This is a genomic window from Kribbella italica (assembly GCF_014205135.1).
Taxonomy (GTDB): Bacteria; Actinomycetota; Actinomycetes; order Propionibacteriales; family Kribbellaceae; genus Kribbella; species Kribbella italica.
Window position 1 is genome coordinate 1,591,947 of the sequence record NZ_JACHMY010000001.1, and the last position, 26,356, is coordinate 1,618,302.

Genomic DNA, 26,356 nt, shown 5'->3' on the forward strand with positions numbered 1-26,356 from the left:
GGATAACTCGCCGCCACGGGCAAGGCTCAAGCGACGCCTTCCGGCCATTCGGCCCACTCGAAGCCCGCTGGCCGAGCCCCGCTGCCTTCTACGAACTCGCGTACGGCTTGGCGCACGTGCTCAAGGGTGATCTCGGAGTTCTGCGGCCAACCCTGGTCATGCCCCTGGTAGTAGTAGAACACTTCCTCGCGCTGGCTGACCTGCCCAGGCACGTACCAACTGCCCTCATCCCTGCCGTCGTCGCCGGCGTAGCGGGCACCCCCGACCTTCCCCTCGGCGTAGATTGCTATGCGCAACTCGTGGTCGGGCACACCGGACTCCATCAGGGGACGAGCGGTGCTGTAGAGCGCGATGACGGAGTTCTCGAACGGCTCGGCCAGAACAGCGTCAATCAGCGTGTCGACGTCGTCCGGGGTGTCGATCAGTACGGGGTCCTCGCCGTTCTTGTAGAACGCGCGCACGGTGTTCGTCATCTCAGGTGTCCATTCTCGTCGAGACCGCGATACGTCTTCTTGAATCCTGCCGGACCGAAGACGGTCAAGGTACCGCCCGCCGGCAGGAACTGGGGCAGCAGGTCGTCACAACTCAAGTCACCGGTACAAGGCAGCTTGTTCACTGCGATCGTGGCCCGTGTAAGTCCACGCTCACGCATGAACATGGCGAACTTCGACTCGACATGCGAGGCAACCATCGGCTCGCCATCCTGCCGGCCAATTCGACGCTGCCGCATGAACGCCTTGACTTGCTGGTAGTACGGATCATCGCCTTCTCCCTCGCTCGCTAGCTGCCCACTGATGAGCGGCTGTTCGGTGCCGTCGTCGTCTCGCCAGATGCCGCGGGTCTTCTGACGAACCGGCTTCGACTCGTCTCGAACCGGCAACTTCCCAAACAGCCGCCAGGCTTCCTCGTCACTGGTTCCCAACGTTGACGGTTCATCCTCCGGGCTCGCCTCATCGCCGGACCCCGCGGCCTTGCCTAATTTGCCCCCTTCCGGCTCGGCCTGGTCGTCGTCCGGCCGGCGATCCGCGGGCGGCATGCTCCCGCCCGGCGCATCCGGTCGACGGGCGGCGCCGTCACCGGTAGGCCCAGCGGTACGAATCCCGTCGACCATCTGCTGCGCCCAGCCGTGAGCCTTTGGTGGCGCCAGAGAGAGGTAATGAGCAGCGCCCTCGCAGGCCCGCGCAGCAGCGTCGAGCTGCTGCGCGGCCATGGTGGCACTGCCGCCGGACAACTGCATGACGATCGCGGCGTGGTCGCGGCAGATACGGGCCCGGGTGTCGAGCGCGGCGATGACCCGCGGAATCTCGTTGAGACTGTCAACGAGTCCCTGCGCTACGCGTTGGAGCTCGGACAGCACGAGTGCGACCTAGAGCTGGTTGGCGTAGCTGGTGCACCCGTTCGAGGCGATGTGCAGCGACTCCACGGCCTGATCCACTGCCTTGCTGGCGGCATCGAGGATCTGGGCGATGTCGCGGTCCACGCCGGTGGCAGTGCCGGCGATCAGGGCCTCTACCTGGGTGCTGTGCTGGGTGAAGCGCTGCTTGAAGCCGGCCAAACCGCCCGCGGCTTGCTTGGCTTCGTTGGCGATCTGGTGGAGTTGCATCTGGAGCTGCTGGACCTGCGACATGTGACTACCTCGCTTCTCTGACAGTTCGGGCGGCGGTCAGACAGGCCGCGCCGTCCCCGGGACTCGGCGACCGGACAGGACGGCGCGGCCACTCCCAGGCGCGTCAACACCTCTAGTGGGAGGTTGGAACGGCTGGCACGGGTCAGCCTCGCTCGCAGTACCGCGCCAGCCGGTTTGAAGGTCCCTGCCCGAGACAGGGGGCCCGGGGTCTCGGGAGGAGGCCTCAGACAGGGACCGCTTAGTGATGGAATCGGCAGCTCACGGGCGATCACTCCGCGAGACGGCGGCTTGAGGAGGGACCGCTGCCGATTCCGCCGGTCATGAGGCGAGCAGGTGGACTCGGGCGCCGGTGGCCTGCTCGAAGGCAACCCGCAGATTGAGCGGGCCAGCCGCGCTCAGGAAATGCAGGGGACTCGGGATGACCACCGCGACGTCTTCCTGGCTCCTGATGAACTCCACGAGCGCTTCGAGCGCAGCGAAGGTCCGGTCGGAGTACTCGATGTAGGTGTAGCCCATCGAGTAGCCCTCGAGCCGGGCGAAGAGCGCCATCTCGTTCTCAAGCTCAGCGATCTCGTCTTCGCTGCTCAACAGGCCGCGGCGGATGTAGCCGACCAACAGCGGTCGCGTCAGATCGTCGAACAGGTCATCGTCGAGGTCGGGAGTGGAGCTCATTCCTCGTCCCGCCAGCGGCGAAACAGATCGTTGAGGCGTTTCCAGACCGCGGCGCGCCATGAGCGCCAACGGGAGGCGGTCACGACAGTTCAGCATCGCGCGTCACCGCCGCCGGCTCGTTGGTCACGCGCAGGCTGGGGAAACGGGAACGCATGGCCTCCTCGTACCCGGCTGCGGCATCCGGAGCGTTGGTGTAGTCCGCGATCAGGTGCTTGCCGAACCAGACGCAGACTCGGCGATCGGTAGGGAGGGGCATCTCCGCGAGCGTGGTCATTCGCCCTGCACCTCCTGGGCAACGTCGCAAGACGTGATGCTGAGAAGGACGGCGGTGATGACGGGCACCCACATGATCGGTCAGCTCCTCTGGTTCAGCTCGCGGAGTGAACGACCGCGATGATGGGTGAATGAAACTGCATAGCAGAATCGAGTATGCAGTTTCATTCAGTCATCTGCAAGTAGCGGTTGGTTGCGCCGGCCTCAGCGGCGGCGAAGGATGGTGCGGCTGGCCAGCAGGAGGCAGCAGGCCATCAGAACTCCGGCGGTCCAGAAGGCGGTGGCAATGTCCCACTGGCTTGCGATCAAGCCGCCGACCAGTGCTCCGAGTGGGCCGGCGCCGTTGCCGAGCGTGCGGAACGTCGTCACGACGCGGCCGAGCATCTCGCGTGGGGTGAAGTGCTGGCGGGCGGAAATCACCGAAACGGTGACGACTGACGATGCCAGACCGGCAATCGCCAGGCAGGCGCCAGCCACGATCGCGGATGAGGTCAGGGCGAGGATCGGCCAGAGCAGTGTTCGCATCGCCAGGGCGATGACGACGGCGCGTTGAAAGGAAAGGCGACTTAATAGGCGTGGAGCCAGCGGCCCGCCGGCGATGCCACCGATCGCGAGGGCGGCGATGAGGAAGCCGAACTCCCGGTCATGCAGGCCGAGCCCGTCATCGTTCGTGGCATAGAGGACTAGGAGCGCGTAGACCATCGTCGTCGTGAAGTTGGCCGCGCCGGTCAGTAGCGCCAGCGTTCGCAGCTCTCGGTGTCGTGCCAGCCACTGCATGCCCGACCAGATTGCGGTGCGGAGCGATTCGCCTGGCTGGGCCGACTCATTCTCGGGCGCTGGTCGCCGCTTCGGCACTGTTCTCAAGAGAGCGGCCGAGACGATGAAGGAGATCGCGTCCGCCAGGAACGGGAGCCAGGGTGCCAACACAAAAACGGCTGAACCCACGGGTGGGCCGACCAGAGAAGCGCCTGTGGTCTCCGCGGTCGACACGGCCCCATTGACCCGATTGCGCAGGTCGGGATCGTGATCCGTCAGGTCAGCAACGGTTGACTGGGCCGCAGCCCCGTGGAAGACCGCGCCGGCCATGACGACGAAGGCTCCGATTGCAAGGACCGGAACGCTGATGGTGTCGAGCAGCATCAGCGTGGCGATGAGACCTACAGCAATGCCGCGTGCCAAGTCTGCAGTGACCAGCGTCGTCCGGTGTGGCCAGCGGTCGACCAAGGCGCCGGCGAATGGCGAGACCAAGAGCCACGGAAGGAGTGCGGCAGCGGACACCAGACTGATCGCTACGGGGTCGCGCGTGACGGCAGCAGCCGCGAGAGGCACTGCTGCCGTCCATGCGCCGTCACCTATGGATGACAGGGAAGCCGCGGCGACGACGGCTCGTAGCCGCACCGAGAATGCGGGGCGTTTCCGAGCCGGAGCAGGCGCGTCTTCCATTGCGGGGACCTACAGGTTGAACTCGCCCTTGCGGGCGCCGTCGAGGAACGCGCTCCACTCCTTGGGAGTGAACATCAATACCGGCCCAGTCGGGTCGGTTGAGTCGCGAACGGCGGTCCAACCAGTCGCATCGGTGGCGACCTCAACGCAGGCGTTGTCGTCGGCGCTGACGGTTGCCTTGTGCCAGTTGGTGAAAGCGGTCAGCTCAGGACGGTTCGGTGACATCATCGGCAGTGCTCCAATCGGTAGGTATTTCGACTACGAGGCGTTGTGTGCGCTCACCGCGAGCCAATCCGCCGATTCGTCGGGAGACATGGCTGCACGGAGCATTCGGTCCCAGACGATGGCGTAGGTGGCGAGGTCATCACTGCCACCGAGCGCCAGGCCGACGGACGGTGTCTCAACGCGCACGACGGATTCTTGTGCCGGGTCGCTGTAGGTCACCCAGACGAAGCCGCTCATCGGTGACATTTCCATCGGGGCGTCGTTGAGGATGACTTGCAAGGTGATCCGTGGCGCGTTCGCGCAGAGGATCAGGTGTTCGAGCTGGGCTCTCCTCAAGGACGTGTTGCCTTTAGGAACCCAGCAGGCGGCGGCCTCAGTCACCACGACGTGGTACTGCGGACCGTCTTGGTGATCACGAAGCCGCGCACCACGCTTCATGCGCATGGCCACGGCTGCGTCGACATCGGTGCCGGCCGAGAACCGGGCCGACTCGATGACGGCATGGGCGTACTCAGCCGTTTGAAACGGGCCAGGTACGAGGAAGGGCTGGAAATGGCGAATCTGACTGGCCAACTCGTCGAGCTCGAGCAGTTGCCGCTGGCGATCTTCAAGGCTGCCACGGTGTATCGCTTGCCAGCTGCTGATGTCGGTGACTACCGCCTCAGCAAGCAGCATCACCCGCTCGCGTTCCTCTGTCGTCGCGTCGACTGCGTCGAGCCAACGTGCGATGACATCCATGGCCGGACGTGCCGTCACGTTGGTTTCGATGCGCGAGACCTTCGCCTGGGAGATGCCGACTCGCGTCGCTAGTTGGTCACCGCTGAGCCCGGCCAAACTGCGTAGCCGCCGTAGTTCCTGACCGAGTCGCTTCCGCTGCTCGAGGGGTGTCACAGTCACGCTCTACCCCTCCTCACGAGTCGGTACGGCTATGCAGTCTCATGCATCGTAGCGGCTTTTGCCGTACGATCGACCCCATGGCGGCTACCCATTTCGATGTTGGCGGTTACAAGCTGGCAGCAGAGATTACCGGTGATGGCACGCCCACCGTGGTCTTCAGCTCCGGATCAGGTGATGCCGGTGAGGCGTGGGTCGCCACGATCGCAGCCCTCACCGGCCCGGCCAGGCTGGTGACCTACGCCCGCGCCGGCGTCGGGGCGAGTGAGGCTTTGCCAGATCCGACCCCGCGTTCTTTCGGCGCCGCTGCTGACGAGCTTCGCCGGTTGTTGGACGCGACCGGTATTCCGGGCCCGTACATCCTCGTCGGACACTCAATCGGAGCAGTCATCGCCCAGGTGTTCGCGGCGCGCTGGTCGGACACGCTCGCCGGGTTGGTGCTCGTTGACCCGAGCGACGTCCGGCTCTGGCTGGATACCGAGATGCCAAAGCTTGTGGTGGCGGACGGCGACCGCGAAGACCACGCCTCGTTCGACGTGAAGCTCGGCGCCGAGGAGGCCATAGCGAGCCAACGGCACCTCGGCGCCCCGAGCGTTGTTGTCAGTAGTCGGGTTGGCAGATGGCTCGACTCGAAGACTCCGCATCTCTGGAAGCCCTTCACGCTCGAAGCGTTAGACGAGCGCTGGCAGCGTACGCACAGCGAACTTGCCGCCGTCCTCGGAGGCAAGCGAGTGATCGCCCAGGTGGGCGGACACTATGTGCAGAACGATGAGCCGGAACTGGTTGCGGGGGCCATCGGCGAAGTCATCCATTCTGGCGAAGCGACGCGATCGACCGAAGTCTGAGACCTCGGCAGTCAGATCGCCGACATCACACCTCGGTCGGCGGTTCTTCGGGATTCAGCTGCGTGACATCCACGGTGGTCACCCCGTCAGATGCGAGGGACGGCGATGGGATGTGGCATCCTCCCGCGAGTGAAGAAATTGATGACGGCGTTAATTCTGGCCGGTGCACTGCTCACGGCGGCCGGCTGTGGCGGCTCCGACGACTCCGGTACGCCGGTGGCCGCGGACAGCAAGGTCGCGCCGCTGAGCCAGGCCGACTTCTCGGCCAAGGTCCAGGCGGCGCTGGCGGCGAAGAAGACGTTCCAGGTCGTGACCACGACGACGGACGCGGACGGCCCGGCCACGTTCACCACGAACGTCCGGATGTCCGGTGCGACCGCCGACGCGCAGGGGAACGCCCAGGAGAGCACCTTGGTCCGGGTCGGCGGCACGCTGTACGGCAAGGGCGGCCAGCTGACCAGCGACCCGAAGAAGCCGTGGGTGAAGTACGACCCGACGGGCCAGAACGCCGCCGGCAAGGAGCCGACGACGATCCTGGCCGGCGCGATGCTGCAGCTGCTCGGCGCGCAGCTGGACCAGTACCGGGTGGTGTCCACCTCGCCGTACGCGACGAAGTTCGAGCACGCTGCCGGTGAGCCGGTCGACGGGGTCGCGACGGCGAAGTACACGATGACCGTGAACGTGCTGAAGGCGACCCAGGCGAAGGCGTTCGGGCAGTACCTGACGTCGGAGACGGCGGCCCAGTCCGGCCTCGTCGAGCTGCCGGTCGAGGTCACGGTGGACGCCGACTCGCTGCCGCGGACCTTCGCCTACGAGGCCGACGGCGCCAAGGTGAGCGGCACCTTCGGCAAGTTCGGCGAGCCGGTGACAATCACCGCCCCGGCAGCGGCCGAGATCGCCTGACCTCCCGTACGACGAAGCCGCGGCCGGCCACCCGGCCGCGGTTTCGCTGCGTTCTAGTGGCCGAAGGTGAACCAGTTGACGTTGACGAAGTCGGCCGGCTGACCACTCGTGAAGGTCAGGTAGACGTCGTGCACGCCGGTGACGTTGGAGATGTTGGCCGGCACGGTCCGCCAGCTCTGCCAGCCGCCGGTGTTGCCGATCGCGAAGCTGCCGATCGGGGCGTTCGATCTGCTGTCCAGGCGGACTTCGACCAGCCCGCTGACGCCGCCGCCGGCGCCTGACGCGACTCGTGCGACGAACTGCTTGGCCGGCGTACTGCCGAAGTCGATGGCGCTGTACCGGGCCCAGTCGCCGTTGCCGACCTGGCTGAGGTTCTGGCCTCCGCCGGAGTCGCTGGTCGTCTCAGTGGCCACCCCCGCTTGCTGCCCGAACGCCTCGGCCTGCAGGGGCCCGTACGCGCCGCTCCCACCAGGAGGCGGCGTCGTGGGTGGTGTGGTCGGGGGAGTGGTGCCGCCGCCCTTGGTGGAGACGGCGACGTAGTCGACGATCATCGGGTGGCCGGGGACGGTCTCGGCGCGTGGGGTCGGGCCGTTCAGCGCGTCGGGGAACGCGCCGCCCATGGCGACGTTCAGCAGGATGAAGTAGCCCGCGTGCGAGGTCATGCTCGCCCAGGTGTCGGCCGGGAGTTGCGCCTGGGTGACGGAGTGGAACTGTTGCCCGTCGACGTACCAGCGGAACGCGTTGGGCGTCGTACTGGTGTCCCACTCGAACCGGTAGGTGTGGAACGCCGACTGGCAGCTCGACCCGGGGCACGCGCGGCTGGCGCCGAGGCCGGTGGTCTCGTTGCACGGGCCGCCGGGGTTCACGCCGCAGTGCAGCACGGCCCAGACCGAGTTGATCCCGTTGACGTTCTCCATGATGTCGAACTCGCCGATGCCCGGCCAGTTCCAGTAGTTGCCCCGGTACGGCTGGCCGAGCGCCCAGAACGCCGGCCAGTAGCCGAGCGCCGCGTTGCCGGTGACGTTGGGCATCTGGATCCGGCCCTCGATCGCCAGCACGCCGCCGGACGGTGGCTTGAAGTTCGCGCGCTGGGTCTCGATCCGGGCCGACGTCCAGTTGCCGGCGCCGTCGCGGCGCGGGGTGATCCGCAGGTTGCCGGTGCCGTCGAGGGCCAGGTTGTCGGCGTTGCCGGTGTAGTTCTGGATCTCGCCGGTGCCCCAGTTGCCCGGGCCGCCGGGATAGCCGTGACCGGTGTCGACGATCCAGTTCGTGCTCGACGGCAGACTGCCGCTCGGGCCGTCGAAGTCGTCGGACCAGACCGTGGTCCAGCCGGCCGGGGGTGGGGGAACGCTGGCCTGGGCCGCGATCGTCAGCGGGACGGCGACCAGAACCGGTACGACGAGCGCGCTGAGCAGGGTCCTGAGGCGAGGGCGGGACGGTGGGTTCGGGCGGGAACGCATCTTGACCTCCCTGAATGGGTTACGCCAATGGGAGCGCTCTCATCGCCGCGAGTCAACAGCTCGTCACGATCTGGTGCGGCTCAGATCCGGCCGCGCAGCACCGTCGTACTGCGGCGCACGGTCATCCCCAGCCGCTCGTACATCGCCAGCGCGCCGGTCCCGGAGTGCGTCCACAGCGTCAGCTGGGTCCGGCCCTGGGCGTGCATCGCCCGCGCGGCGGTCGCGAGCAACGCCTTCGCTACACCGCGACCCCGCTGGTCCTTCCGGACGGCGACCTGCTCGACGTACCCGTCGGTGGAGTCGGGGAGGTCGAGGCTGAGCGCCGCGCCGACCAGTTCGCCGCCGGCGAAGGCGAGCGGCGACACCCCGGGCGCGAAGCTCGCGCGCTCGATGCTCATCCGCGCCCACTCGTCGTACGCGTGGCGGCGTGGCTGCCAGTCGTCGAACGCGTCCTGGATCACCTGGTACGCCGCCCGCTCGTCGCCGCGCCGGAACGCCCGGATCGTGACACCGTCCGGGATCGCGACCTCGAGGCCCGTGGTCGGCATCTCGAGCAGCCAGTTCGTCGCGAGGAGCTCGTAGCCGCGCGAGCGCAGCAGTTCGGTACCGGCCGGGTCCTGGTCGTCGACGGTCTGCGAGACCCAGTCCGTCCCGACCTCGGCGGCGCGGGCCTCCACCCAGTCGAGCAGCGCGCTGCCGACCCCGCGGCCGCGAAAGGCCGGGTCGACGTCGACCTGCGAGCGCCGTCCTCGGTTGATCCAGGCCCAGCCCGCGAGCCGTCCGTCGTCGGCGTGCACGACCAGGCTGTCGACGGTCGCGTCGAGCCCCGGCCGGGTCAACGCGGCCTCGATCCCGTCGGCCCCGGTCTCGGCCACGCCGTTGGCGTCGCGCTCGGCGGCGCTGACCAGCGCGTGGATCGCCGGTACGTCGGCGGTCGTCGCGGGGCGGGCGGTGAAGCGGTCGGGCAGTGGGGGCATGCGCGCGATCCTGCCTTTCGTCGTACGAGGTTCGCAAACGGAATGGCAGCTTGTGCTACGTCACAGCGTGTTTGCGAGGAGGGCCGGATCTGTCACCATGTGACCGAACCGGGTCGGCGTGTCCGCGATCCCCGCCTCGAGGAGTTCTTGCTGTGCGTATCGCGAAGGCCGGCGCCGTCACCGCCGTGCTGGTCCTGGCATTGGCCGCCTGTGGCTCGGACCCGGCGGCCGGACCAGCCGCCGACGCATCGACCGTCGGTACGCCGTCCGCCTCGCCGAGCCTGTCGGTCTCCGCGACCGCGCCGAACGAGCTGTCGCCCGCGAACCTCGCATCGGAGCTGCTCGGCCGGCTGAGCGCCAAGGGAACGTTCCGGATGGTCTCCCGGACGACGACCGCCGGCGACGTCGCAGTGGTCACGGCCGATCTCAGGATCAGCGGCGACCACGCTGGGCTGATCGCGACCGGTGGCGGCCGGAAGCTGATCAAGACCGGGAGCTCTGTCTACCTGAAGGACGCGGCGCTCACCGGCGACAAAGCGCGCCCGTGGTCCGAGCTCGCGGACGGCGGCCGGTCGTCGCGCTCGGGGAAGCAACTGCTGCGGGCGGCCCAGGTCCACGCGCTGATCGGCGGCGCCGCGCACGCGACCACCTTCCAGCGCGCCGACCGGATCACCGTCGACGGCGTACCGGCCCAGGAGTACGTCGTCAGCATCGACCTGGCCCGCGCCACCGCGGCCGGCGCGATGGACGGCTACCTGACCGCCGGCGCCACCGATTCGTTGCCTGAGGCCCTTACCGTGCGGATCGCCGTCGACGCCCGCTGCCTGCCGGTCCAGCTCCGTTTCACCCTGGACGACCGCAGGACCGGCCGCGCCGACGTGACGGCGACGTTCAGCCGCTTCGGCCAGAAGCTGACGCTCACCCCACCGTCCGCCGGGAGAATCGCCAGCCCGGAGACCACCTGAGCATCGCCCCGGTTCAGCTGAGGCTGTCGGCCGCTTCGACCTCTTCGCGGGAGATGCCGAGGAGGTAGAGGATCGTGTCCAGGTACGGCACGCTCAGGTGGGTGTCGGCCGCGGCGCGGACGACCGGCTTGGCGTTGAAGGCGACGCCGAGGCCCGCGGCGGCCAGCATGTCGAGGTCGTTGGCGCCGTCGCCGATCGCGACCGTCTGCGACAACGGGGTCCGGGACGACTCGGCGAACCGGCGCAGCGCGACGGCCTTGCCGGGCCGGTCGACGATCTCGCCGACGACCTTGCCGGTGAGCTTGCCGTCGACGATCTCCAGCTCGTTGGCCGCGGCGTAGTCGATGCCGAGGTCGGCGGCGATCTTGTCGGTGATCTGGCTGAACCCGCCGCTGACGATCGCGAACTGGTACCCGAGCCGCTTCAGCGTCCGGACCAGCGTCCGCGCGCCCGGCGCGAGCTGGATCGCGGCGTACACCTCGTCGAGCGCACTGGCCGGCAGCCCTTCCAGCGTCGCGACCCGGTGGTGCAGCGACTCGGCGAACTCGAGCTCGCCACGCATCGCCTGCTCGGTGACCGCGGCCACCTCCGCCTCCCGGCCGGCGTGCGCCGCGAGCATCTCGATCACCTCGCCCTGGATCAGGGTCGAGTCGACGTCCATCACGATCAGGCGCTTGGCCCGGCGGTACAGCCCGCCGGCCTGTACGGCGACGTCGAGCCCCTGCCGGACGCCTTCGAGCGCGAGCACCGTCCGCAGCGCGTCGGTATCGGCACCGGACACGGCGATCTCGACCGCGGTCACCGGGTAGCGCGCCATCCGGCTGATCCGGTCGATGTTCGCCCCCGTGTCCGCGATCCGCCCGGCGATCGCGGCGAACCCCTCGGCGGTCAGCGGCGAACCGATCACGGTCACCTGCGTCCGGCCCTTGCGGCGCGGTTCGTTGTCGCCGACACCTTTCTTGACGTCGATGTCGACGTCGAGCTGCTCGGCCAGCTCCTTCAGTTCCTTCTTCAGCTGCTTGTGATCGCGCGGCGCCGACAGCAGGACGCCGAGCACCAGGCGCCCTCGCAGCACGACCTGCTCGGCGTCGATCACCTCGAGCCCACGGCCGGCGATCGTCGACAGCACCGCCGACGTCAGCCCCGGCCGGTCCGTACCGGTCAACGTGACCAGCAGGGTGGGTCGGTCCAACGGCGGCGTCTCGTGCTCAAGCTGTCCAGTCATCGCAGAACAGAAACCTATCCGAGGCGGGCCAAAAGGTGGACGGCCGGTCCAGATGTCGGCGCGCGTCCACGCGGGGAGCGGGGCGTGCGGAGGGGCGGTTGGGTGGCGTAGGCAGTAACTCGACCAAGTACCGGCCACCGATCGAGGGTTGGTACTCGAGAGGAGCCAGCCGGTGAGGGCAGAGCGGTTGCTGCGGAGTGCGGGCTACTGCGGGGTGAACGGTCCGCAGGCGGCGACGAGGGCGCGGCGGGCCGCGGCGGCGAGCTCGGTGAGGGCCTGGCGGCGTGCGTCGGCTTCGGCGCCGGTGACGGCGGCACCGTCGTCCTCGAGGGCGGCGTCGGCGATCGCCAGGCAGCGACGGGCGGTCGCGGCGGCCTTCACCGCGCGGGCGTCGTACCCGGGGGCCAGATCGTCGCCCTTGCCCTGGCCGATCTTGCGGATGTCGATCAGCGCGTCCGCGATCTCCGGCTTCCAGCGCGCGACGTCCAGCGCGGCCAGCGACTCGGCTGCCTCGATCAGCGCCGCCCGCAGTCCACGATCGGCCTCGCCGAGATCCGCCGGCGGCGGGCTCTGCGCGGTCAGCACCGACCACTGCACCGCGGGTCCGACGTACGCCGGAACCAGCCCGATCCCGGCGCCCGACAGTACGACGGCCTCGCCGGCTTCCAGCGCGAACTCGTTGAACGACGGGGGACCGGCCAGACCGATCGGATCACCCGGCACGGGCAGGGCCAGGTACGCCTCGCGCGCACCGGCGGCGCGCAGCAGATTGAGCGCCACCGGCAACGTCGCGGGTTCGGGATGCGCCTCGAGCCCGGCGACGTGGTGCCCGACGTCCGGGCCGAGGATCCGGTGCGCGGCCGTGTCGGGATCGCAGGTCCCGGCCAGCATCGCGTTGGTCCACACGGTAAAACGCACCGAGGCGGCAGTGGTCAGCACACCCCCAAGTCTCCCACCACACCGAACACCCCGAGCACCCGCCATCGACGCCCCCTCGGCCAGCCCACCATCGACGCCCCCTCGGCCAGCCCGCGACCTACGTCCGCCCAACCGCCCCACCCACCCGCTGACTCCTCCAAGTACCAACCCCCGACAGGTGGCCGGTACTTGTTCGGGTGCACGCCGATACCCGCTCGCTGGACGACAGCGCTCGTCCGGTGGACGCCGAGGGTCGTGCCGCACCCCGAGCGACGAACCCGTCGGCCGACCCACCACCTGCGACCTCGTCGGCCGACCTACGCCCGACCGCCCGACCGCCCCACCCACCCGCCGACTCAAGTACCAACCCCCGACAGGTGGCCGGTACTTGTTCGGGTGGACGCCGATACTCCTTCGGTGGACGACAGCGCTTGTCCGGTGGACGCCGATACCCGTTCGGTGGACGACAGTGGATGCCGAGGGTCGTGCGGCACCCCGACCGACGACCCCGTAGGTTTTGCTCATGACTGCAGTGGTGGAGCTGGCCGGCATCACGATCGTTCGGGGCGAGGCGCGTCTGCTGGACGGCATCGACTGGACCGTTGACGAGACCGACCGCTGGGTGGTGATCGGCCCGAACGGTGCCGGCAAGACGACGCTGCTGCAGGTGCTCGCGGCTCAGATCCACCCGACGGCCGGTGTCGCCGGGCTGCTCGGTGAGGTGCTCGGCGCGGTCGACGTGTTCGAGCTGCGGCCGCGGATCGGTCTGACCAGCGCGGCGCTGGCCGACAAGCTGCCGCGGGCCGAGCGGGTCTCCGACGTGGTCGTCTCGGCGTCGTACGCCGTGATGGGCCGGTGGCGCGAGGAGTACGACGAGCTGGACCACCTGCGCGCCAAGGAGCTGCTGACCGAGCTCGCGATCGGCCACCTCGCCGACCGCACCTTCGGCACCTTGTCGGAGGGGGAGCGCAAGCGCGTCCAGATCGCCCGCGCGCTGATGACCGACCCCGAGCTGATGCTGCTCGACGAGCCGGCCGCCGGCCTCGACCTGACCGGTCGCGAGCAGCTGGTCCGTTCGCTCAGCTCGATCGCGACCGCCGAGGGCGCACCGGCAATGGTCCTGGTCACGCACCACGTCGAGGAGATCCCGCCCGGCTTCACCCACGCGATGCTGCTCAAGCAGGGCCGCATCGTCGCCGCCGGCCCGATCGGCCAGGCTCTCACGTCGGAAACCCTCAGCGACACCTTCGACCTGGCCCTCACCCTCCAGCACTCCGACGGCCGCTACACCGCCCGCGCCTTCTGAACGACCGCCCCCGTACGCCGGTAGCAGCCGCGGACGTCCGAGGAACTCGCATGCGTCCGAAGAACCCGAGGCTATAGCGCACCCTTCTTCGGACGCAGCCCCGTTCCTCGGACGCTTCGGTTCCCACCCGCGGAGTACTGTCGAAGTCAGAGCGTCTTCGAGTCACGACTGGGGAATCCGGTGGAGCTCGGGCTGCGTCCGACGGGTGGTGGACCTGCCAGAGGTCCTGATCGCGGATAGGGTTGGCAGATGATGGATTGGCTGCGCGAAAACGTCTGGGCCGCCTGGCTCGGAATCGCCGTCGTGCTCGGCCTGGCAGAGCTGGCCACGCTCGACTTCACCCTGCTGATGCTGGCCGCGGGCGCGCTCACCGCGGCCGGGGTCGCCGCGTTCTTTCCCGGTCTGCTCTGGCTGCAGATCGTCGTCGGCCTGTTGACGGCCGGCGCGATGCTGGCGGCGATCCGGCCCTTGCTGGTCCGGAAGATCCACCACGGCGTGGAGATGAAGACCGGCTCCCAGCACGCGATCGGCCGGACCGGCGTGGTGGTGAAGGAGATCCACCCCGACAGTCTCGGCTCGATCAAGCTCGGCGGTGAGCTGTGGACGGCGCGGCCGTTCGACGACCTCACCACGATCGCACCCGGCACGCGGGTCGAGGTGATGCAGATCGACGGCGCGACCGCGGTGGTCTACCCGATCGGCCTGCCGCTGGGTCACCACGAGCACCAACCCATCCAGCCCGACGCGCAGCCGACCGACGGCAAGCCGGACTCCGACCCACCGCGCTGACGGCTGTCCGGAGTCGTCCGAACGACTCCGGATCGTGAGGGAACCGGGCTGGGCAGTGGCCCGTCTGTAGGAAAGACTGTCGATCCTGTTTCTTCTCTGTGGAGGGTCACGTGGAAGCGTTCCTCATCGTGCTCGCACTGGTTGCACTACTGGTGGTCGTCACGTTGGTCAAGTCCGTCCGGGTCGTGCAGCAGCAGACCGTCGGCATCGTGGAACGGTTCGGGAAGTTCAAGGTCGGTCTGCAACCCGGCCTGAACCTGCTGACCCCGTTCGTCGACAAGGTGCGCTACACGATCGACATGCGCGAGCAGGTCGTCGCGTTCCCGCCGCAGGGCGTCATCACCGAGGACAACCTGATGGTGTCGATCGACTCCGTCATCTACTTCCAGGTCAACGACCCGGTGCGGGCGACGTACGAGATCTCCAACTACATCCAGGCCATCGAGCAGCTGACGATGACCACGCTGCGCAACATCATCGGTGGCATGGACCTCGAGCAGACGCTGACCAGTCGCGAGGAGATCAACGAGAAGCTGCGGTACGTGCTGGACGAGGCGACCGGCAAGTGGGGCATCCGGGTGAACCGGGTCGAGCTCCGCTCGATCGACCCGCCGCCGTCGATCCAGGACTCGATGGAGAAGCAGATGCGCGCCGACCGCGACAAGCGCGCCGCGATCCTGACCGCCGAAGGTATGCGGCAGTCGGCCGTGCTGTCGGCCGAGGGCCAGAAGCAGTCCGCGATCCTCACCGCCCAGGGTGACCGGGAGTCCCGGATTCTGCGGGCGCAGGCCGAGCGGGAGGCACGGATCCTGAAGGCGCAGGGTGAGGCGCAGGCCATCACCACGGTCTTCAACGCGATCCACGCCGGCAAGCCCGACCAGGGTCTGCTCGCCTACCAGTACCTGCAGATGCTGCCGTCGATCGCCCAGGGCGACTCGAACAAGCTGTGGATCATCCCCAGCGAGATCGGCAAGGCGATGGAGGGTCTCGGCAGTGCCGTCGGCCAGATCGCCGGTATCCCGCAGAAGGCCGAAGGCCCGTTCCCGGAGCCGCACGAGGTCGAGCAGACCGCCCCGGCCCAGGAGCTGACCAGTACGCCGGACGCCGCGGTGGCCGAGGCCGACAATGCGGTGCAGGAGGCGATCGAGGCCGCGCAGAAGGCCGCGGTCAGCTCCCGTTCGCAGCAGCCGGCTCCGTCGACGTCGCCGGCGCCCGCGCAGGACGTCGTACCGCCGACCGCTCCGCCGCCCGCGGCCCAGTAGTTGGCCCAGTAGGTGTCGCAGTAGGTTTCGCTTTCCAGGCAACGCGTTCCGGCCCGGCCCTCACCTCCCGGTGAGTGCCGGGCCGGTGTGTTGTTGCCGACATCTGCAGGCTCAACGACCGGACGCGTGACCAGGTTGCCGCGTCAGGTGCGTAGAGTTTTGCAACGATGACATGGTTCGAGGCGCTGTTCGTCCTGGTGGCGGGTGTGGGCGCGGGCACGATCAACGCGGTGGTGGGCTCGGGCACCTTGCTGACCTTCCCGGCGCTGCTCGCTGTCGGACTCCCGCCGGTGCTCGCCAACGTGAGCAACAGCGTCGGCCTCTCACCCGGTACGGCGGCCGGCGCGATCGGCTACCGCCGAGAGCTCGCGGGACAGCGCGGCCGGATGATCCGGCTGGTCCCGGCCTCGCTGGTCGGCGGTGTGGTCGGAGCCGTGCTGCTGCTGACGTTGCCGGACTCCGCGTTCCACGCCGTGGTCCCGGTGCTGATCCTGCTCGGCTGCGTGCTGGTCGCGTTCCAGCCGTGGCTGTCGAAGTGGATCAGCGTGCCGACCCACACCCATCGCGGCGCCTGGTGGGTGATTCCGGCGGTCTTTCTCACCGGCGTGTACGGCGGCTACTTCGGCGCCGCGCAGGGCGTGCTGCTGATGGCGATCCTCGGCCTCGGCCTGGACGCCAACCTGCAGCGGATGAACGCGCTGAAGAACGTGCTGGCCACCTTCGTCAACACCGTCGCCGCGATCCTGTTCGTGATCGTCGCGGACGTCGACTGGCTGGCCGCGGCGCTGATCGCGGTCGGGTCGACGATCGGCGGCTTCGTCGGCGCCCGCTACGGCCGCAGGCTCCCGCCGATCGCGCTGCGCTGCCTGATCGTGGTGATCGGCATCGTCGCGATCGTCACGATGCTGTTCTGAGCCCGCTGATCAGCAGGTCGAGTCCGTAGTCGAACTGCTCGTCGCCACCGGTCGTCCGGGCCAGCTCCGGCGCGAGGTCGACCACGGTCGGGAACTCGGTCGCCGACAGCGACTCCATCGTCGTCCGCAGCCGCCGCAACCCCTCGGGGTCGCGCTGCTCGGTCGCCATCTGGATCTCCCACGACGTTGCCCCGAGCACGTAGGTGAACAGCGTCGTGTGCGTCCGCGCGGCGATCTCCCGGCCGAACCCGGCCGAGTGCAGGACGCCGAGCAGCCCCTCGGCGACCCGCGCGGTCTCGTGCCCACTCAGCGGCCGGCTCGCGAGTAGTTGCGCAAGGCAAGGATGCTGGAGCATCAGCCGGCGCAGCCCGCGGCAGACGGCGCGGACCTGGTCCGGCCACGCGGCACCGGCCGGTACGGCGGGCAGCAGGCCCATCAGGTGGTCGCGGACGGCGTCGTACAGGTCGTCCTTGTTGCGGAAGTACGTGTAGATCGCCATCGGGCCGACGCCCAGCTCACCGGCCAGCGCGCGCAGGCTGAAGCTGTCCAGACCACGGCCTTCCATCAGCTCCAGGGCCTTGCTGATGATCAGCTCCGAGCTGAGGGAATTGCGCGGGGTGCGAGTTGCCATACGCTGTACTGTACAGTGTAAGGAGACCAACCGGAAAGGAAGTGTCAGGCGTGCGTGCAGTGCAGATCACCGAGTTCGGCGGCCCCGAGGTGCTGAAGGTCAGTGAGGTGGACGCGCCGGCCGCCGGCGACGGCCAGGTCTTGATCACCGTCGACCGGGCCGGCATCAACTACGCCGACACCCACCAGGTCGAGAACAGCTACCTGTCCAGGACCGAACTGCCGCTGGTGCCGGGCGGTGAAGTCGTCGGCCGTACGGCGGACGGTCGCCGGGTCGTCGCGCTGGTCGGAAGTGGCGGCTACGCACAGCAGGCCGTGGCGGCGGCGCCGTACGCGTGGGACGTTCCTGAGGGGGTCAGCGACGGCGACGCGCTGGCCCTGGTGTTGCAAGGGACGACGGCCTGGCACCTGTTGAGGACCTCGACACACCTGCAGCCGGGCGAGACCGTCCTCGTGCACGCAGGTGCCGGGGGAGTAGGGTCCCTCGCGATCCAGCTCGCGAAGTTGTGGGGAGCCGGCCGGGTGATCGCTACCGCCTCGACCGAGGAGAAGCGGCGGCAGACCGTGGACCTGGGCGCGGACGCCGCGATCGACGGCACCGCCGACGGGCTGAAGGACAGGATCCTGGCCGCGAACGACGGCAAGCCGGTCGACATCGTGCTGGAGATGGTCGGTGGGCGGACCTTCGACGCTTCGTTCGAGGCGCTCGGCCGGTTCGGTCGTCTGGTCGTCTTCGGAGCAGCGTCACGAGAGGCCGCCCAGCCGGTCGATCCTCGCGGCCTGATGGTGGGCTCGAAGACGATCGCCGGGTTCTGGCTGGCCGACTGCTTCAAGCAGCCGGCGCTCCTGGGCGATCCGCTGAAGGAACTGTTCGACCTGACCGTCGCCGGCCGGCTGCACCCGGTGGTCGGCGGCGAGTACGCACTGTCCGAAGTCGCCAAGGCTCACGAGGACATGCGCGCCCGCCGTACCGTGGGCAAGCTGCTGCTCGACCCCACCCGCTGATCCTTCCACTCGCTGACCCTCACGAGGAGTTCAACCGCATGACCATCGCAGTCGAGAAAGTCATCTACACCGCCCGCGCCACCGCCCAGGGCGGACGTGACGGGCACACCGCCACCGACGACGGCAAGCTGGATGTCACCGTCGCGCCGCCGAAGGAGATGGGCGGCAACGGTGAGGGCACCAATCCCGAGCAGCTGTTCGCGGCCGGGTTCGCGTCCTGCTTCCACAGCGCGCTGAAGCTGGTCGCCCGCAAGGCGCGGCAGGACAGCGAGGGCTCGACCGTCTCCGCCGAGGTCGGCATCGGCCCGATCAACGGTGGCGCCGGCTACGGCCTCGAGGTCGCGCTGGTCGTCAGCCTGCCGGGTGTCGAGCGTTCGGTCGCCGAGGAGCTGGTCGCCAAGGCGCACGAGGTCTGCCCGTACTCGAACGCGACCCGCGGCAACATCAAGGTGGACCTCAAGGTCGCCTGAGCGTCAGCGAACCCCCTGGTTGGTCAGAATACTGATCATCCAGGGGGTTCGCCGTTCCTGCCGGAACACGGTGGTTGGTCAGAAAAGTGATCGTCAGTGCATGCGCTCGAGCGCTTCGAGCAGCAGCCGCTGGGTCTCGCCGACCGGGGCCGCCGCGATGCTCAGCGCGTCCATGATCGCGGCGTACTCGTCGAGGTCCTCGACCTTGTCGAGGTAGAGGGCGCTGGCCGCGTGCTCGATGTACACCACGTCGGGCAGGTCGCCCTCGGGGAAGCGCAGAATACTGAACGCTCCACCGGCACTCGGGTAACCGACGCTGCTGAACGGCATCACCTGGATGGTCAGGTTCGGCAGTTTGGTCATCTTGATCAGGTGCTCGATCTGCTCGCACATCGCCTCGCGGCCGCCGACCGGGCGGTGCAGGACCGCCTCGTCGATGACCACCCAGAGCTTGACCGGGTTGGCGCGGGTGAGGATCTGCTGGCGGGTGACGCGGAGGGCGACCCGCTGGTCGATCTCCTCCTGCGGCAGGTAGGTCTTGCCCAGCTGGACCACCGCGCGGGCGTAGTTCTCGGTCTGCAGCAGGCCCGGGACGAACAGCACCTCGTACGTACGGATCAGCTTGGCGGCGACCTCGAGGCCGACGTAGTTGGAGAACCAGGCCGGCATCACGTCGCCGTACCGGGACCACCAGCCGGGGTTGTTCGCGGCGCGGGCCAGCTCCATCAGCCGGTCCTTCTCGCGCTCGTCGGTCAGCCCGTACAGCTTCAGCAGGTCGGCGACGTCGCGTTCCTTGAACCCGACCCGGCCGAGCTCCATCCGGCTGACCTTGGACTCCGACGAGCGGATCTGCCAGCCCGCGTCGGCCCGGCTGATCCCCGCCGACTCGCGCATCCGGCGCAGGTGCCCGCCCAGCATGATCCGGAGGGCGGTCGGCCCGCCGTCGTCCCCGCCTGCCACGGTCACGACCTCATCACGCCTTCCCCAGCCTCCCTGCGATCCCCTGTCCAGGGCAGGCAACAGCAGCCTCTCACCCAAGACGCTCTTGATGCTATCGCTCCGGGGACGATCTGGCCCGTATTTCTTCCAGCCAGCCGCCCGCTGACCCAGCAGGAACCTCAGGCAGACGGTGTGGCCAAGGCGAGGACCGTGGCGGTGGGGAGTTTGGCCAGGTCGGCGCCGTCGACGACGAGTTTGGAGGCTCGGATGCCGCTGCCGATGACGACCAGGCCCGCGGCGGCGACCGACTCGTCGACCAGGACGGGCCAGGCGGTGGGGAGGCCGATCGGGGTGATGCCGCCGTACTCCATGGCGGTGGAGGTGACGGCGTCGTCCTGTGCGGCGAAGGAGATCTTGCGGACGCCGAGGTGCTTGCGGATCACGCCGTTCACGTCGGCACGGTCGGTGGCCAGGACCATCACCGCCGCGTACGTCGACTCGCCGGCTCGCTTGCCGTGCACGATCACGCAGTTCGCCGACGCCGCCATCGGTACGTCGTACTCGGCGCAGAACGCGGCGGTGTCAGCCAGTGAAGGGTCGATCGCGACCGCCCACGCGGGCAGGTCACCCAGTGCGGCACGCACCGGATCGGCCAGCAGTTCCGGTACGTCGGCCGCCGCCTGCCACTCGAGTTTGCCGAGCTCGGGAGCCGCCACTACGACGCCACCCCTTCCAGCAGGTCGGCGTACTCGGGGTGCTTCTCGAAGTACTGGATGTAGTACGGGCACGCCGGCCGCACCTTGATCCCCGCCGCGCGGGCGTCCTCCAGCGACTGCCGCGCGACCTTCCCGGCCACGCCGCGGCCCTGGAACTCCGGCATCGTCTCGGTGTGCAGGAAGGTGATGTGGTCGCTGGTCCGGCGGTAGGTGGCGATTCCCATCAGCGCGCCGGAGGCGTCGCGTGCCTCGTACCGGTGGTGCTCGGGGGCATCTGCGACGGTCACGTCGTCGTTGTCCATGACCGCCACTGTAGTCAGCCCGCCCGGCCCCGGCAGCGCGGTGCCCACGAGCCGAAACCCATTGGCGACGGATGAAAACGCGCCGCCGGGGTACCCGCTCCTACGGACCACTTCGGACCGGCCGGCGGAGAGAGGCGGCGTATGAGTGAGCACGCGTTGGAGGGCAAGGCGATACCGAGCCTGGTGCCCGCCCGGATGGACCGCCTGCCGTGGACCCGCTTCCACTGGATGATCGTCGTCGGCCTCGGCGTCTCCTGGATCCTGGACGGTCTGGAGATCCAGCTGGTCTCGCTGGTCGGCAACGTGCTGAAGGAAGGCGCGACCCTCGGGCTGACCACCGCCGAGGTCGGGCTGCTGGCCTCGATCTACCTCGCCGGTGAGGTCGTCGGCGCACTCTTCTTCGGCCGGCTCACCGACCGCTGGGGCCGCCGGAACCTGTTCATCATCACGCTCGTGGTCTACCTGGTCGCCTCCGGCGCGGCCGGGCTGAGCTGGGACTTCTGGTCGATCGCGTTCTGCCGGTTCGTCGCCGGGATGGGCATCGGCGGCGAGTACGCCGCGATCAACTCCGCGATCGACGAGCTGATCCCCTCGAAGTATCGCGGCCGCGTCGACATCGGCGTCAACGGCACCTACTGGGGCGGCGCGCTGATCGGCTCCGCGGTCGGTCTGGTCTTCCTCAACGACGACATCGTGCCGATCGAGTGGGGCTGGCGGCTGTGCTTCCTGATCGGGCCGGTGATGGGCCTGATGATCATCTACCTGCGCCGCCACATCCCGGAGAGCCCGCGCTGGCTGATGACCCACGGCAAGGTCGAGGAGGCCGAGCGGACCGTCGACAGGATCGAGGAGACCGTACGGCGCCAGGGCGGCGAGCTGCGCGAGGTGACCGACGACGAGGCGATCAACGTCGTCGACTACCCGCCGGTAAGGTACCGCGAGATCGCGCGGGTGATGCTGCGCGACTACCGCAGCCGGTCGTTCCTCGGCTTCTCGATGATGGTCACCCAGGCGTTCCTCTACAACGCGATCTTCTTCACCTACGCGCTGGTGCTGAAGGCGTACTTCGGCCTGAACGACTCCAGCATCGCGCTGTACTTCTTCCCGTTCGCGATCGGCAACCTGGCCGGCCCGCTGCTGCTCGGCCACCTGTTCGACACGATCGGCCGGCGCAAGATGATCCTGGCGACGTACTCGATCTCGGCGGTGGTGCTGTTCGTCACCGCGCTGCTGTTCAACGCGGGATCGCTGAACGCGATGTCGCTGACCGCCCTGTGGTGCGTGGTGTTCTTCTTCGCCTCGGCGGGCGCGTCGTCGGCGTACCTGACGGTGAGCGAGATCTTCCCGATCGAGCTGCGCGGCCAGGCGATCTCGTTCTTCTTCGCGATCTCGCAGCTCACCGGTGGAGTAGTGGCGCCGTTCCTGTTCGCGTCGCTGATCGGTGAGGGCGACAACCCGGCACGCGGTCCGTTGACGGTCGGCTACATCATCGGCGCCGCGGTGATGCTGATCGGTGGCCTGATCGCCTGGTTCTTCGGCGTCGACGCCGAGGGTCAGTCGCTGGAGAACGTCGCGACGCCGCTGTCGGCCCGCGAACGCGCGTCGTCGACCCGTTTCCAGGGCACGACCCCGCGCCTGCCGAGCGCGGAGGCCCAGGGCCGGGGGATCACCCCGATCGTCCCGAACGGTGGCGACGAGGAGGACCGCCCGAAGGACACCTAGACCCGCGCCTCGTCCCGGAACGTCCGGGGCGACGTACCGACGACGCGGCGGAACGCCGTACTGAACGCGCTCTCGGACCGGTAGCCGGTGGCCTTCGCGAGTTCGGAGATCGAGAGCGTGTCGCGCGCGAGGGCGTCCCGGGCAAGGCTCATACGCCAATGGATCAGGTACTCCAGGGGCGGGACCCCGACGTGGTTCTTGAAGGACTGGGCGAACGCCGAACGCGACATGTGACTGATCCCGGCGAGTTCCTGAAGCGTCCAGGGGTGGGCGACGTCCGCGTGGACGGCGCGCAGGGCGGCCCCGATGCCGTCCTCGTTCAGGGCGCCCAGCCAGCCGGTGGGCCGGTCCGTCCGGCCGGCGTGAGCCCGCAGCATGTGCACGAGCAGGATCTGGGCGAGGTGGTTCTCCACCAGCGGGCCGCCGGCGGCGGCGTTCCCGACCTCGGTGGCCAGGTGATCGATCAGCTGCCCGAGCCGGTAGCCGTGCGGATCGCCCGCGCGGACGATCACGAGCGGCGGCAGCAGATCGGTCAGGAGGGCCGCGTTCTGGTCGTCGAACGCGATGTGCCCGACGCAGAGGTAGAGGTCGTCCTCGGACTCCGGACCGATCCACACGAACCCGTTGGCGGCACCTGCGAGCACCGGGCCCGCGGGGCGCGGGCTCGCGTCGAGCGCGCTGGCCAGCACGTACGACGGCGGGTTGCCCAGCATGAACGTGTCGCCCGCGTGCAGGAGCACCGGCTCGTGCCCTTCGAGGACCAGCCAGCACGTGCCGCGCACGAGGCCGCCGATCCGCACGTGCAGGAACGGGTCGAAGCGCAGCGCCCACGTGCCCACGGCCCGGAGGCTGGGCCCGATCACCGTGCGGGGCCGCAGCAGGCCGATCGCGTCGGCCACCGGATCCTGAAAGCCGAGCATCTGGCACCCCTCCTGGACGATACGTAAAGAACTCCGGACTCCGCATCATGGATCGTACTGGGTTGCTCCAGCAGTATCGAAGACGGAAGAGATCGGCATCGAGACACTGATGGAGACAGTCAGATGGGACAGCTGGAAGGTAAGACGGCCGTGGTCACCGGGGGCAGCACCGGGATCGGTCTGGCCACCGCCGTACGGCTCGCGGACGAGGGCGCGCACGTGTTCGTGACCGGACGGCGCGAGGCCGAGCTGGAAGCCGCCGTCAAGACGATCGGACCGGAGCGGGCGACGGGAGTCGCCGGCGACATCGCCGAACCGGCCGACCTGGACCGGCTCTACGACGCCGTCCGGGCGCGCGGCAACGGGCTGGACGTGCTCGTGGCGAACGCGGCGGTCGGTTCGTTCGTGTCGCTCGAACAGACCACGGAGCAGCACTTCGACCAGATGTTCGGGGTCAACGTCCGCGGCACGCTGTTCACCGTGCAGAAGGCGCTGCCGCTGCTCAACGACGGCGCGTCGGTGATCCTCGTCGGGTCCACGGCGGCCGATCGTGGCGTGGCCGCGTTCGGTGCGTACGCGGCGTCGAAGGCGGCCGTCCGGTCCTTCGCGCGGACCTGGTCCACCGAGCTCAAGGACCGGGGCATCCGGGTCAACGTGGTGTCACCGGCCTGGATCGAGACGCCTGGCGGCACTGCCGCTTTCGGCGACGAGGAAACCGCCCGGGCGGTCAAGGAGAACGTCGTCGCGACCGTGCCGAAGGGCCGGATGGGCCGACCCGACGAAGCGGCCGCGGTCGTGGCCTTCCTGGCGTCGGAGGAGAGCAGCTACGTCGTCGGCGCGAACCTCTACGTCGACGGCGGGGCGAATCAGATCTGAGCCTAGGATCGGCCGGGTGAACTCGCTGCTGATCGCCGGGACGACCTCCGACGCGGGCAAGACGACCGTGGTGACGGGGTTGTGCCGGTGGTTGGCGCGCCGGGGCGTGCGGGTCGCGCCGTACAAGGCGCAGAACATGTCGAACAACTCGATGGTCTGCGCGGACGGCGCCGAGATCGGCCGGGCGCAGTGGATCCAGGCCGTTGCGGCCGGCGCCGAGCCCGAGGCCGCGATGAACCCGGTGCTGCTCAAGCCGGGCAGCGACCGCCGCAGCCACGTCGTACTGATGGGGGAGCCGTGGGGTGAGCTCACCGCGCGCGGTTTCCTGACCGAGCGCGCGGAGCTCGCGAAGGCGGCGTTCGCGGCGTACGACGATCTGGCGAGCCGGTACGACGTGGTGATCAGCGAGGGCGCCGGGAGCCCGACCGAGATCAACCTGCGGCAGTCCGACTACGTGAACATGGGGCTGGCCCAGCACACGAAGGCGCCCGTCGTGGTGGTCGGCGACATCGACCGTGGCGGGCTGTTCGCGTCGATGTTCGGCACCGTCGCGCTGCTGTCGGCCGAGGACCAGCGGCTGATCAGCGGGTTCGTGGTCAACAAGTTCCGCGGCGACGTCTCGCTGCTCCAGCCGGGCATCGACATGCTCACCAAGGTCACCGACCGCCCGACGTACGGCGTACTGCCGTGGCTGCCCGAGCTCTGGCTCGACTCCGAGGACGCGCTCGACATCCCCGCGCGCCGGACCGATCACGATCCCGACGTGCTGACGATCGCCGTCGTGCGCTTCCCGCGGATCAGCAACTTCACCGATCTCGACGCGCTCGCGGTCGAGCCGACGACGAGTGTGTTCTTCACCGCGAGCCCGGCCGAGGTCCGCGACGCCGACCTCGTCGTCCTGCCCGGGTCGCGCGCGACGACCGCCGACCTCGCCTGGCTCCGCGAGACCGGTCTGGCCGACGCGGTCCAGGCGCGCGTCGCGGCCGGACGGCCGGTGCTCGGCATCTGCGGCGGCTACCAGCTTCTCGGCGGCGCGATCGACGACCCGTACGGCGTGGAGGGCGGCGGATCGCACACCGGGCTCGGATTGTTGCCGGTGGCCACTGAATTCGCCAGGGCCAAGGTGCTCGCGCGGCCGGCGCCGACGGCGTACGAGATCCATCACGGGGTCGTCGAGGTGACCGGCGACGCCGATGAGTTCCCCGGCGGCTGCCGCAGCGGCGTCGTGTGGGGGACGATCTGGCACGGTCTGCTGGACGACGACGCGGCGCGGCACGCGTTCCTCACCGAGATCGCTTCGCTCGCCGGGAAGCGGGCGCCGGACGGCACGGTGTCGTTTGCCGGGCTGCGCGAAGATCGGCTCGACCGCCTGGCCGACGCGATCGACGAGCACCTCGACACCGACGCATTGCTCACGCTGATCGAGAAGGGCGCCCCGACCGAGCTGCGCTTCGTCCCTCCCGGAGCACCCTGAACTGTCGGTGCCGTCGGCTAACGTCCCGCCATGAACCTCAAGCCCGTGCTGCACGAGTACCTGAGAAACACCCGGGCGCTGATGCTCGCCAAGCTCGACGGGCTCAGCGAGTACGACAGGCGCCGCCCGCTCGTCCCGTCGGGGACGAACCTGCTCGGCCTGGTCAAGCACCTGATCGGTATCGAGTACGTCTACCTCGGCACGAGCGTCGGCCGCCCGCCGGAGCGCCTGCTTCCGTGGGAAGAGGACGGCTCGGTCTGGGACGGCGCGGACATGTGGGCGCTGCCGACAGAGTCGAGCGAGTACCTGACCGATCTCTACCGCCGGGCCTGCGAGCACAGCGACGCGTCGCTGGCCGCGCTCGACCTGGACACCCCGGCCGAGGTCCCGCACTGGCCGGAGGGCGGACGCAGTACGACGTTCGGCGCGCTGCTGGTCCGGGTTGTCGACGAGACCGCCCATCACGCGGGCCATGCCGACATCGTTCGTGAACTGATCGACGGGCAGGGTGGCAAGGACGCCGGCGCACTGGACGACGCGGGCTGGTCGGCGTACTTCACCAAGCTCCAGCAAGCCGCCGAGACCTTCCGCTGAGGTCGCTGCG

30 protein-coding genes are annotated in these 26,356 nt (G+C 68.9%); 13 read left to right on the top strand and 17 right to left on the bottom strand.

Features of this window, described 5'->3' with window-relative positions; all coding sequences use genetic code 11:
* Window positions 1-26 precede the first annotated feature (26 nt).
* The 8 genes from HDA39_RS07430 to HDA39_RS07465 form a co-directional block, all read right to left on the bottom strand.
* Window positions 27-473, bottom strand: coding sequence for an Imm1 family immunity protein (locus HDA39_RS07430; RefSeq protein WP_184794490.1), 447 nt, complete (start codon window positions 471-473; stop codon window positions 27-29).
* On the bottom strand, window positions 470-1,357 hold the full coding sequence (locus tag HDA39_RS07435) for a DddA-like double-stranded DNA deaminase toxin (protein WP_184794491.1): 888 nt from the start codon (window positions 1,355-1,357) through the stop codon (window positions 470-472). The genes HDA39_RS07430 and HDA39_RS07435 overlap by 4 nt, the downstream gene beginning before the upstream one ends.
* A 9-nt stretch (window positions 1,358-1,366) precedes the next feature.
* On the bottom strand, window positions 1,367-1,627 hold the full coding sequence (locus HDA39_RS07440) for a hypothetical protein (RefSeq protein ID WP_184794492.1): 261 nt from the start codon (window positions 1,625-1,627) through the stop codon (window positions 1,367-1,369).
* Window positions 1,628-1,945: 318 nt separating this feature from the next.
* On the bottom strand, window positions 1,946-2,395 hold the full coding sequence (locus HDA39_RS07445) for a hypothetical protein (protein WP_184794493.1): 450 nt from the start codon (window positions 2,393-2,395) through the stop codon (window positions 1,946-1,948).
* The gene (locus HDA39_RS07450; RefSeq protein ID WP_184794494.1) at window positions 2,379-2,573 is read right to left on the bottom strand and encodes a hypothetical protein; all 195 of its coding nucleotides are present in this window, start codon (window positions 2,571-2,573) and stop codon (window positions 2,379-2,381) included. Before HDA39_RS07450 ends, HDA39_RS07445 begins: the two co-directional genes overlap by 17 nt.
* A 203-nt stretch (window positions 2,574-2,776) precedes the next feature.
* On the bottom strand, window positions 2,777-4,015 hold the full coding sequence (locus HDA39_RS07455; RefSeq protein ID WP_184794495.1) for an MFS transporter: 1,239 nt from the start codon (window positions 4,013-4,015) through the stop codon (window positions 2,777-2,779).
* 9 nt (window positions 4,016-4,024) lie between these two features.
* Window positions 4,025-4,243 (bottom strand): DUF397 domain-containing protein, encoded by a 219-nt coding sequence (locus HDA39_RS07460; protein WP_238355999.1) that lies wholly within the window; start codon window positions 4,241-4,243, stop codon window positions 4,025-4,027.
* A gap of 30 nt (window positions 4,244-4,273) precedes the next feature.
* Window positions 4,274-5,137, bottom strand: coding sequence for a Scr1 family TA system antitoxin-like transcriptional regulator (locus HDA39_RS07465; protein WP_184794496.1), 864 nt, complete (start codon window positions 5,135-5,137; stop codon window positions 4,274-4,276).
* A gap of 77 nt (window positions 5,138-5,214) precedes the next feature.
* Between HDA39_RS07465 and HDA39_RS07470 the strand changes: the two genes are divergently transcribed.
* Complete coding sequence (locus tag HDA39_RS07470) at window positions 5,215-5,979, top strand: alpha/beta fold hydrolase (protein WP_184794497.1); 765 nt, start codon at window positions 5,215-5,217, stop codon at window positions 5,977-5,979.
* 129 nt (window positions 5,980-6,108) lie between these two features.
* Entirely contained in the window at window positions 6,109-6,882 is a 774-nt protein-coding gene (locus tag HDA39_RS07475) for an SCO4651 family lipoprotein (RefSeq protein ID WP_184794498.1), read from the top strand.
* A gap of 53 nt (window positions 6,883-6,935) precedes the next feature.
* Here the strand turns inward: HDA39_RS07475 and HDA39_RS07480 are convergent, their stop codons facing one another.
* Both HDA39_RS07480 and HDA39_RS07485 read right to left on the bottom strand, forming a co-directional pair.
* Window positions 6,936-8,342, bottom strand: coding sequence for a glycoside hydrolase family 16 protein (locus HDA39_RS07480; protein ID WP_184794499.1), 1,407 nt, complete (start codon window positions 8,340-8,342; stop codon window positions 6,936-6,938).
* 80 nt (window positions 8,343-8,422) lie between these two features.
* Window positions 8,423-9,319 carry a GNAT family N-acetyltransferase gene (locus HDA39_RS07485; RefSeq protein ID WP_184794500.1) on the bottom strand — a complete coding sequence of 299 codons (897 nt, stop codon included), beginning with the start codon at window positions 9,317-9,319 and terminating at the stop codon, window positions 8,423-8,425.
* A 152-nt stretch (window positions 9,320-9,471) separates the two neighbouring features.
* On the opposite strand from HDA39_RS07485, the gene HDA39_RS07490 reads away from it, so the two are divergent.
* Window positions 9,472-10,284: a hypothetical protein gene (locus HDA39_RS07490; RefSeq protein WP_184794501.1), complete on the top strand. Its 813-nt coding sequence runs from the start codon at window positions 9,472-9,474 to the stop codon at window positions 10,282-10,284.
* Window positions 10,285-10,297: 13 nt separating this feature from the next.
* Here HDA39_RS07490 and serB read toward each other — a convergent pair whose 3' ends face one another.
* Window positions 10,298-11,509 carry a phosphoserine phosphatase SerB gene (gene serB, locus HDA39_RS07495; RefSeq protein WP_184794502.1) on the bottom strand — a complete coding sequence of 404 codons (1,212 nt, stop codon included), beginning with the start codon at window positions 11,507-11,509 and terminating at the stop codon, window positions 10,298-10,300.
* A 204-nt stretch (window positions 11,510-11,713) separates the two neighbouring features.
* Window positions 11,714-12,448, bottom strand: coding sequence for a hypothetical protein (locus tag HDA39_RS07500; protein WP_184794503.1), 735 nt, complete (start codon window positions 12,446-12,448; stop codon window positions 11,714-11,716).
* Between the two features lie 502 nt (window positions 12,449-12,950).
* Between HDA39_RS07500 and HDA39_RS07505 the strand changes: the two genes are divergently transcribed.
* The 4 genes from HDA39_RS07505 to HDA39_RS07520 all read left to right on the top strand — a co-directional run bounded on the left by HDA39_RS07505 (window position 12,951) and on the right by HDA39_RS07520 (window position 16,698).
* Window positions 12,951-13,733, top strand: coding sequence for an ABC transporter ATP-binding protein (locus tag HDA39_RS07505; RefSeq protein ID WP_184794504.1), 783 nt, complete (start codon window positions 12,951-12,953; stop codon window positions 13,731-13,733).
* A gap of 249 nt (window positions 13,734-13,982) precedes the next feature.
* Entirely contained in the window at window positions 13,983-14,522 is a 540-nt protein-coding gene (locus tag HDA39_RS07510; protein ID WP_184794505.1) for an NfeD family protein, read from the top strand.
* Window positions 14,523-14,632: 110 nt separating this feature from the next.
* Window positions 14,633-15,784 (top strand): SPFH domain-containing protein, encoded by a 1,152-nt coding sequence (locus tag HDA39_RS07515; RefSeq protein WP_184794506.1) that lies wholly within the window; start codon window positions 14,633-14,635, stop codon window positions 15,782-15,784.
* A 167-nt stretch (window positions 15,785-15,951) separates the two neighbouring features.
* Window positions 15,952-16,698 (top strand): sulfite exporter TauE/SafE family protein, encoded by a 747-nt coding sequence (locus HDA39_RS07520; protein ID WP_184794507.1) that lies wholly within the window; start codon window positions 15,952-15,954, stop codon window positions 16,696-16,698.
* Here the strand turns inward: HDA39_RS07520 and HDA39_RS07525 are convergent.
* The gene (locus HDA39_RS07525; RefSeq protein WP_184794508.1) at window positions 16,682-17,329 is read right to left on the bottom strand and encodes a TetR/AcrR family transcriptional regulator; all 648 of its coding nucleotides are present in this window, start codon (window positions 17,327-17,329) and stop codon (window positions 16,682-16,684) included. The genes HDA39_RS07520 and HDA39_RS07525 overlap by 17 nt on opposite strands.
* 50 nt (window positions 17,330-17,379) lie before the next feature.
* Here HDA39_RS07525 and HDA39_RS07530 point away from each other — a divergent pair, with 50 nt between their 5' ends.
* Window positions 17,380-18,333 carry a zinc-binding dehydrogenase gene (locus HDA39_RS07530; RefSeq protein WP_184794509.1) on the top strand — a complete coding sequence of 318 codons (954 nt, stop codon included), beginning with the start codon at window positions 17,380-17,382 and terminating at the stop codon, window positions 18,331-18,333.
* A 38-nt stretch (window positions 18,334-18,371) separates the two neighbouring features.
* Window positions 18,372-18,803 (top strand): organic hydroperoxide resistance protein, encoded by a 432-nt coding sequence (locus HDA39_RS07535; protein WP_184794510.1) that lies wholly within the window; start codon window positions 18,372-18,374, stop codon window positions 18,801-18,803.
* A 93-nt stretch (window positions 18,804-18,896) separates the two neighbouring features.
* On the opposite strand, the gene HDA39_RS07540 is transcribed toward HDA39_RS07535, so the two are convergent.
* The 3 genes from HDA39_RS07540 to HDA39_RS07550 form a co-directional block, all read right to left on the bottom strand.
* The gene (locus HDA39_RS07540; protein ID WP_184805686.1) at window positions 18,897-19,721 is read right to left on the bottom strand and encodes a helix-turn-helix domain-containing protein; all 825 of its coding nucleotides are present in this window, start codon (window positions 19,719-19,721) and stop codon (window positions 18,897-18,899) included.
* A 200-nt stretch (window positions 19,722-19,921) separates the two neighbouring features.
* Window positions 19,922-20,458: a YbaK/EbsC family protein gene (locus tag HDA39_RS07545; protein WP_184794511.1), complete on the bottom strand. Its 537-nt coding sequence runs from the start codon at window positions 20,456-20,458 to the stop codon at window positions 19,922-19,924.
* Window positions 20,458-20,760 carry a GNAT family N-acetyltransferase gene (locus HDA39_RS07550; RefSeq protein ID WP_184794512.1) on the bottom strand — a complete coding sequence of 101 codons (303 nt, stop codon included), beginning with the start codon at window positions 20,758-20,760 and terminating at the stop codon, window positions 20,458-20,460. Before HDA39_RS07550 ends, HDA39_RS07545 begins: the two co-directional genes overlap by 1 nt.
* Before the next feature lie 141 nt (window positions 20,761-20,901).
* On the opposite strand from HDA39_RS07550, the gene HDA39_RS07555 reads away from it, so the two are divergent.
* Window positions 20,902-22,482 (top strand): MFS transporter, encoded by a 1,581-nt coding sequence (locus HDA39_RS07555; protein ID WP_184794513.1) that lies wholly within the window; start codon window positions 20,902-20,904, stop codon window positions 22,480-22,482.
* Here the strand turns inward: HDA39_RS07555 and HDA39_RS07560 are convergent.
* Complete coding sequence (locus HDA39_RS07560) at window positions 22,479-23,402, bottom strand: AraC family transcriptional regulator (protein WP_184794514.1); 924 nt, start codon at window positions 23,400-23,402, stop codon at window positions 22,479-22,481. The two genes, HDA39_RS07555 and HDA39_RS07560, sit on opposite strands and share 4 nt — an antisense overlap.
* Window positions 23,403-23,525: 123 nt before the next feature.
* Between HDA39_RS07560 and HDA39_RS07565 the strand changes: the two genes are divergently transcribed.
* The 3 genes from HDA39_RS07565 to HDA39_RS07575 are packed head-to-tail and all read left to right on the top strand — an operon-like array spanning window position 23,526 to window position 26,346.
* Complete coding sequence (locus HDA39_RS07565) at window positions 23,526-24,278, top strand: SDR family NAD(P)-dependent oxidoreductase (protein ID WP_184794515.1); 753 nt, start codon at window positions 23,526-23,528, stop codon at window positions 24,276-24,278.
* Window positions 24,279-24,294: 16 nt separating this feature from the next.
* Window positions 24,295-25,752: a cobyric acid synthase gene (locus HDA39_RS07570; RefSeq protein ID WP_184794516.1), complete on the top strand. Its 1,458-nt coding sequence runs from the start codon at window positions 24,295-24,297 to the stop codon at window positions 25,750-25,752.
* Window positions 25,753-25,782: 30 nt separating this feature from the next.
* Window positions 25,783-26,346 (top strand): DinB family protein, encoded by a 564-nt coding sequence (locus HDA39_RS07575; RefSeq protein WP_184794517.1) that lies wholly within the window; start codon window positions 25,783-25,785, stop codon window positions 26,344-26,346.
* Window positions 26,347-26,356 lie beyond the last annotated feature (10 nt).

Excerpts from the sequence above, each read along its gene's own strand:
- HDA39_RS07445 (WP_184794493.1), bottom strand. The coding sequence starts at position 2,395 with ATGCTGAACTGTCGTGACCGCCTCCCGTTGGCGCTCATGGCGCGCCGC.
- HDA39_RS07565 (WP_184794515.1), top strand. The coding sequence starts at position 23,526 with ATGGGACAGCTGGAAGGTAAGACGGCCGTGGTCACCGGGGGCAGCACC.
- serB (WP_184794502.1), bottom strand. The coding sequence starts at position 11,509 with ATGACTGGACAGCTTGAGCACGAGACGCCGCCGTTGGACCGACCCACC.
- HDA39_RS07535 (WP_184794510.1), top strand. The coding sequence starts at position 18,372 with ATGACCATCGCAGTCGAGAAAGTCATCTACACCGCCCGCGCCACCGCC.
- HDA39_RS07450 (WP_184794494.1), bottom strand. The coding sequence starts at position 2,573 with ATGACCACGCTCGCGGAGATGCCCCTCCCTACCGATCGCCGAGTCTGC.
- HDA39_RS07575 (WP_184794517.1), top strand. The coding sequence starts at position 25,783 with ATGAACCTCAAGCCCGTGCTGCACGAGTACCTGAGAAACACCCGGGCG.
- HDA39_RS07540 (WP_184805686.1), bottom strand. The coding sequence starts at position 19,721 with ATGCTGGGCGGGCACCTGCGCCGGATGCGCGAGTCGGCGGGGATCAGC.
- HDA39_RS07520 (WP_184794507.1), top strand. The coding sequence starts at position 15,952 with ATGACATGGTTCGAGGCGCTGTTCGTCCTGGTGGCGGGTGTGGGCGCG.
- HDA39_RS07505 (WP_184794504.1), top strand. The coding sequence starts at position 12,951 with ATGACTGCAGTGGTGGAGCTGGCCGGCATCACGATCGTTCGGGGCGAG.
- HDA39_RS07485 (WP_184794500.1), bottom strand. The coding sequence starts at position 9,319 with ATGCCCCCACTGCCCGACCGCTTCACCGCCCGCCCCGCGACGACCGCC.
- HDA39_RS07555 (WP_184794513.1), top strand. The coding sequence starts at position 20,902 with ATGAGTGAGCACGCGTTGGAGGGCAAGGCGATACCGAGCCTGGTGCCC.
- HDA39_RS07440 (WP_184794492.1), bottom strand. The coding sequence starts at position 1,627 with ATGTCGCAGGTCCAGCAGCTCCAGATGCAACTCCACCAGATCGCCAAC.
- HDA39_RS07460 (WP_238355999.1), bottom strand. The coding sequence starts at position 4,243 with ATGATGTCACCGAACCGTCCTGAGCTGACCGCTTTCACCAACTGGCAC.
- HDA39_RS07455 (WP_184794495.1), bottom strand. The coding sequence starts at position 4,015 with ATGGAAGACGCGCCTGCTCCGGCTCGGAAACGCCCCGCATTCTCGGTG.
- HDA39_RS07550 (WP_184794512.1), bottom strand. The coding sequence starts at position 20,760 with ATGGACAACGACGACGTGACCGTCGCAGATGCCCCCGAGCACCACCGG.
- HDA39_RS07510 (WP_184794505.1), top strand. The coding sequence starts at position 13,983 with ATGATGGATTGGCTGCGCGAAAACGTCTGGGCCGCCTGGCTCGGAATC.
- HDA39_RS07525 (WP_184794508.1), bottom strand. The coding sequence starts at position 17,329 with ATGGCAACTCGCACCCCGCGCAATTCCCTCAGCTCGGAGCTGATCATC.
- HDA39_RS07470 (WP_184794497.1), top strand. The coding sequence starts at position 5,215 with ATGGCGGCTACCCATTTCGATGTTGGCGGTTACAAGCTGGCAGCAGAG.
- HDA39_RS07560 (WP_184794514.1), bottom strand. The coding sequence starts at position 23,402 with ATGCTCGGCTTTCAGGATCCGGTGGCCGACGCGATCGGCCTGCTGCGG.
- HDA39_RS07430 (WP_184794490.1), bottom strand. The coding sequence starts at position 473 with ATGACGAACACCGTGCGCGCGTTCTACAAGAACGGCGAGGACCCCGTA.
- HDA39_RS07480 (WP_184794499.1), bottom strand. The coding sequence starts at position 8,342 with ATGCGTTCCCGCCCGAACCCACCGTCCCGCCCTCGCCTCAGGACCCTG.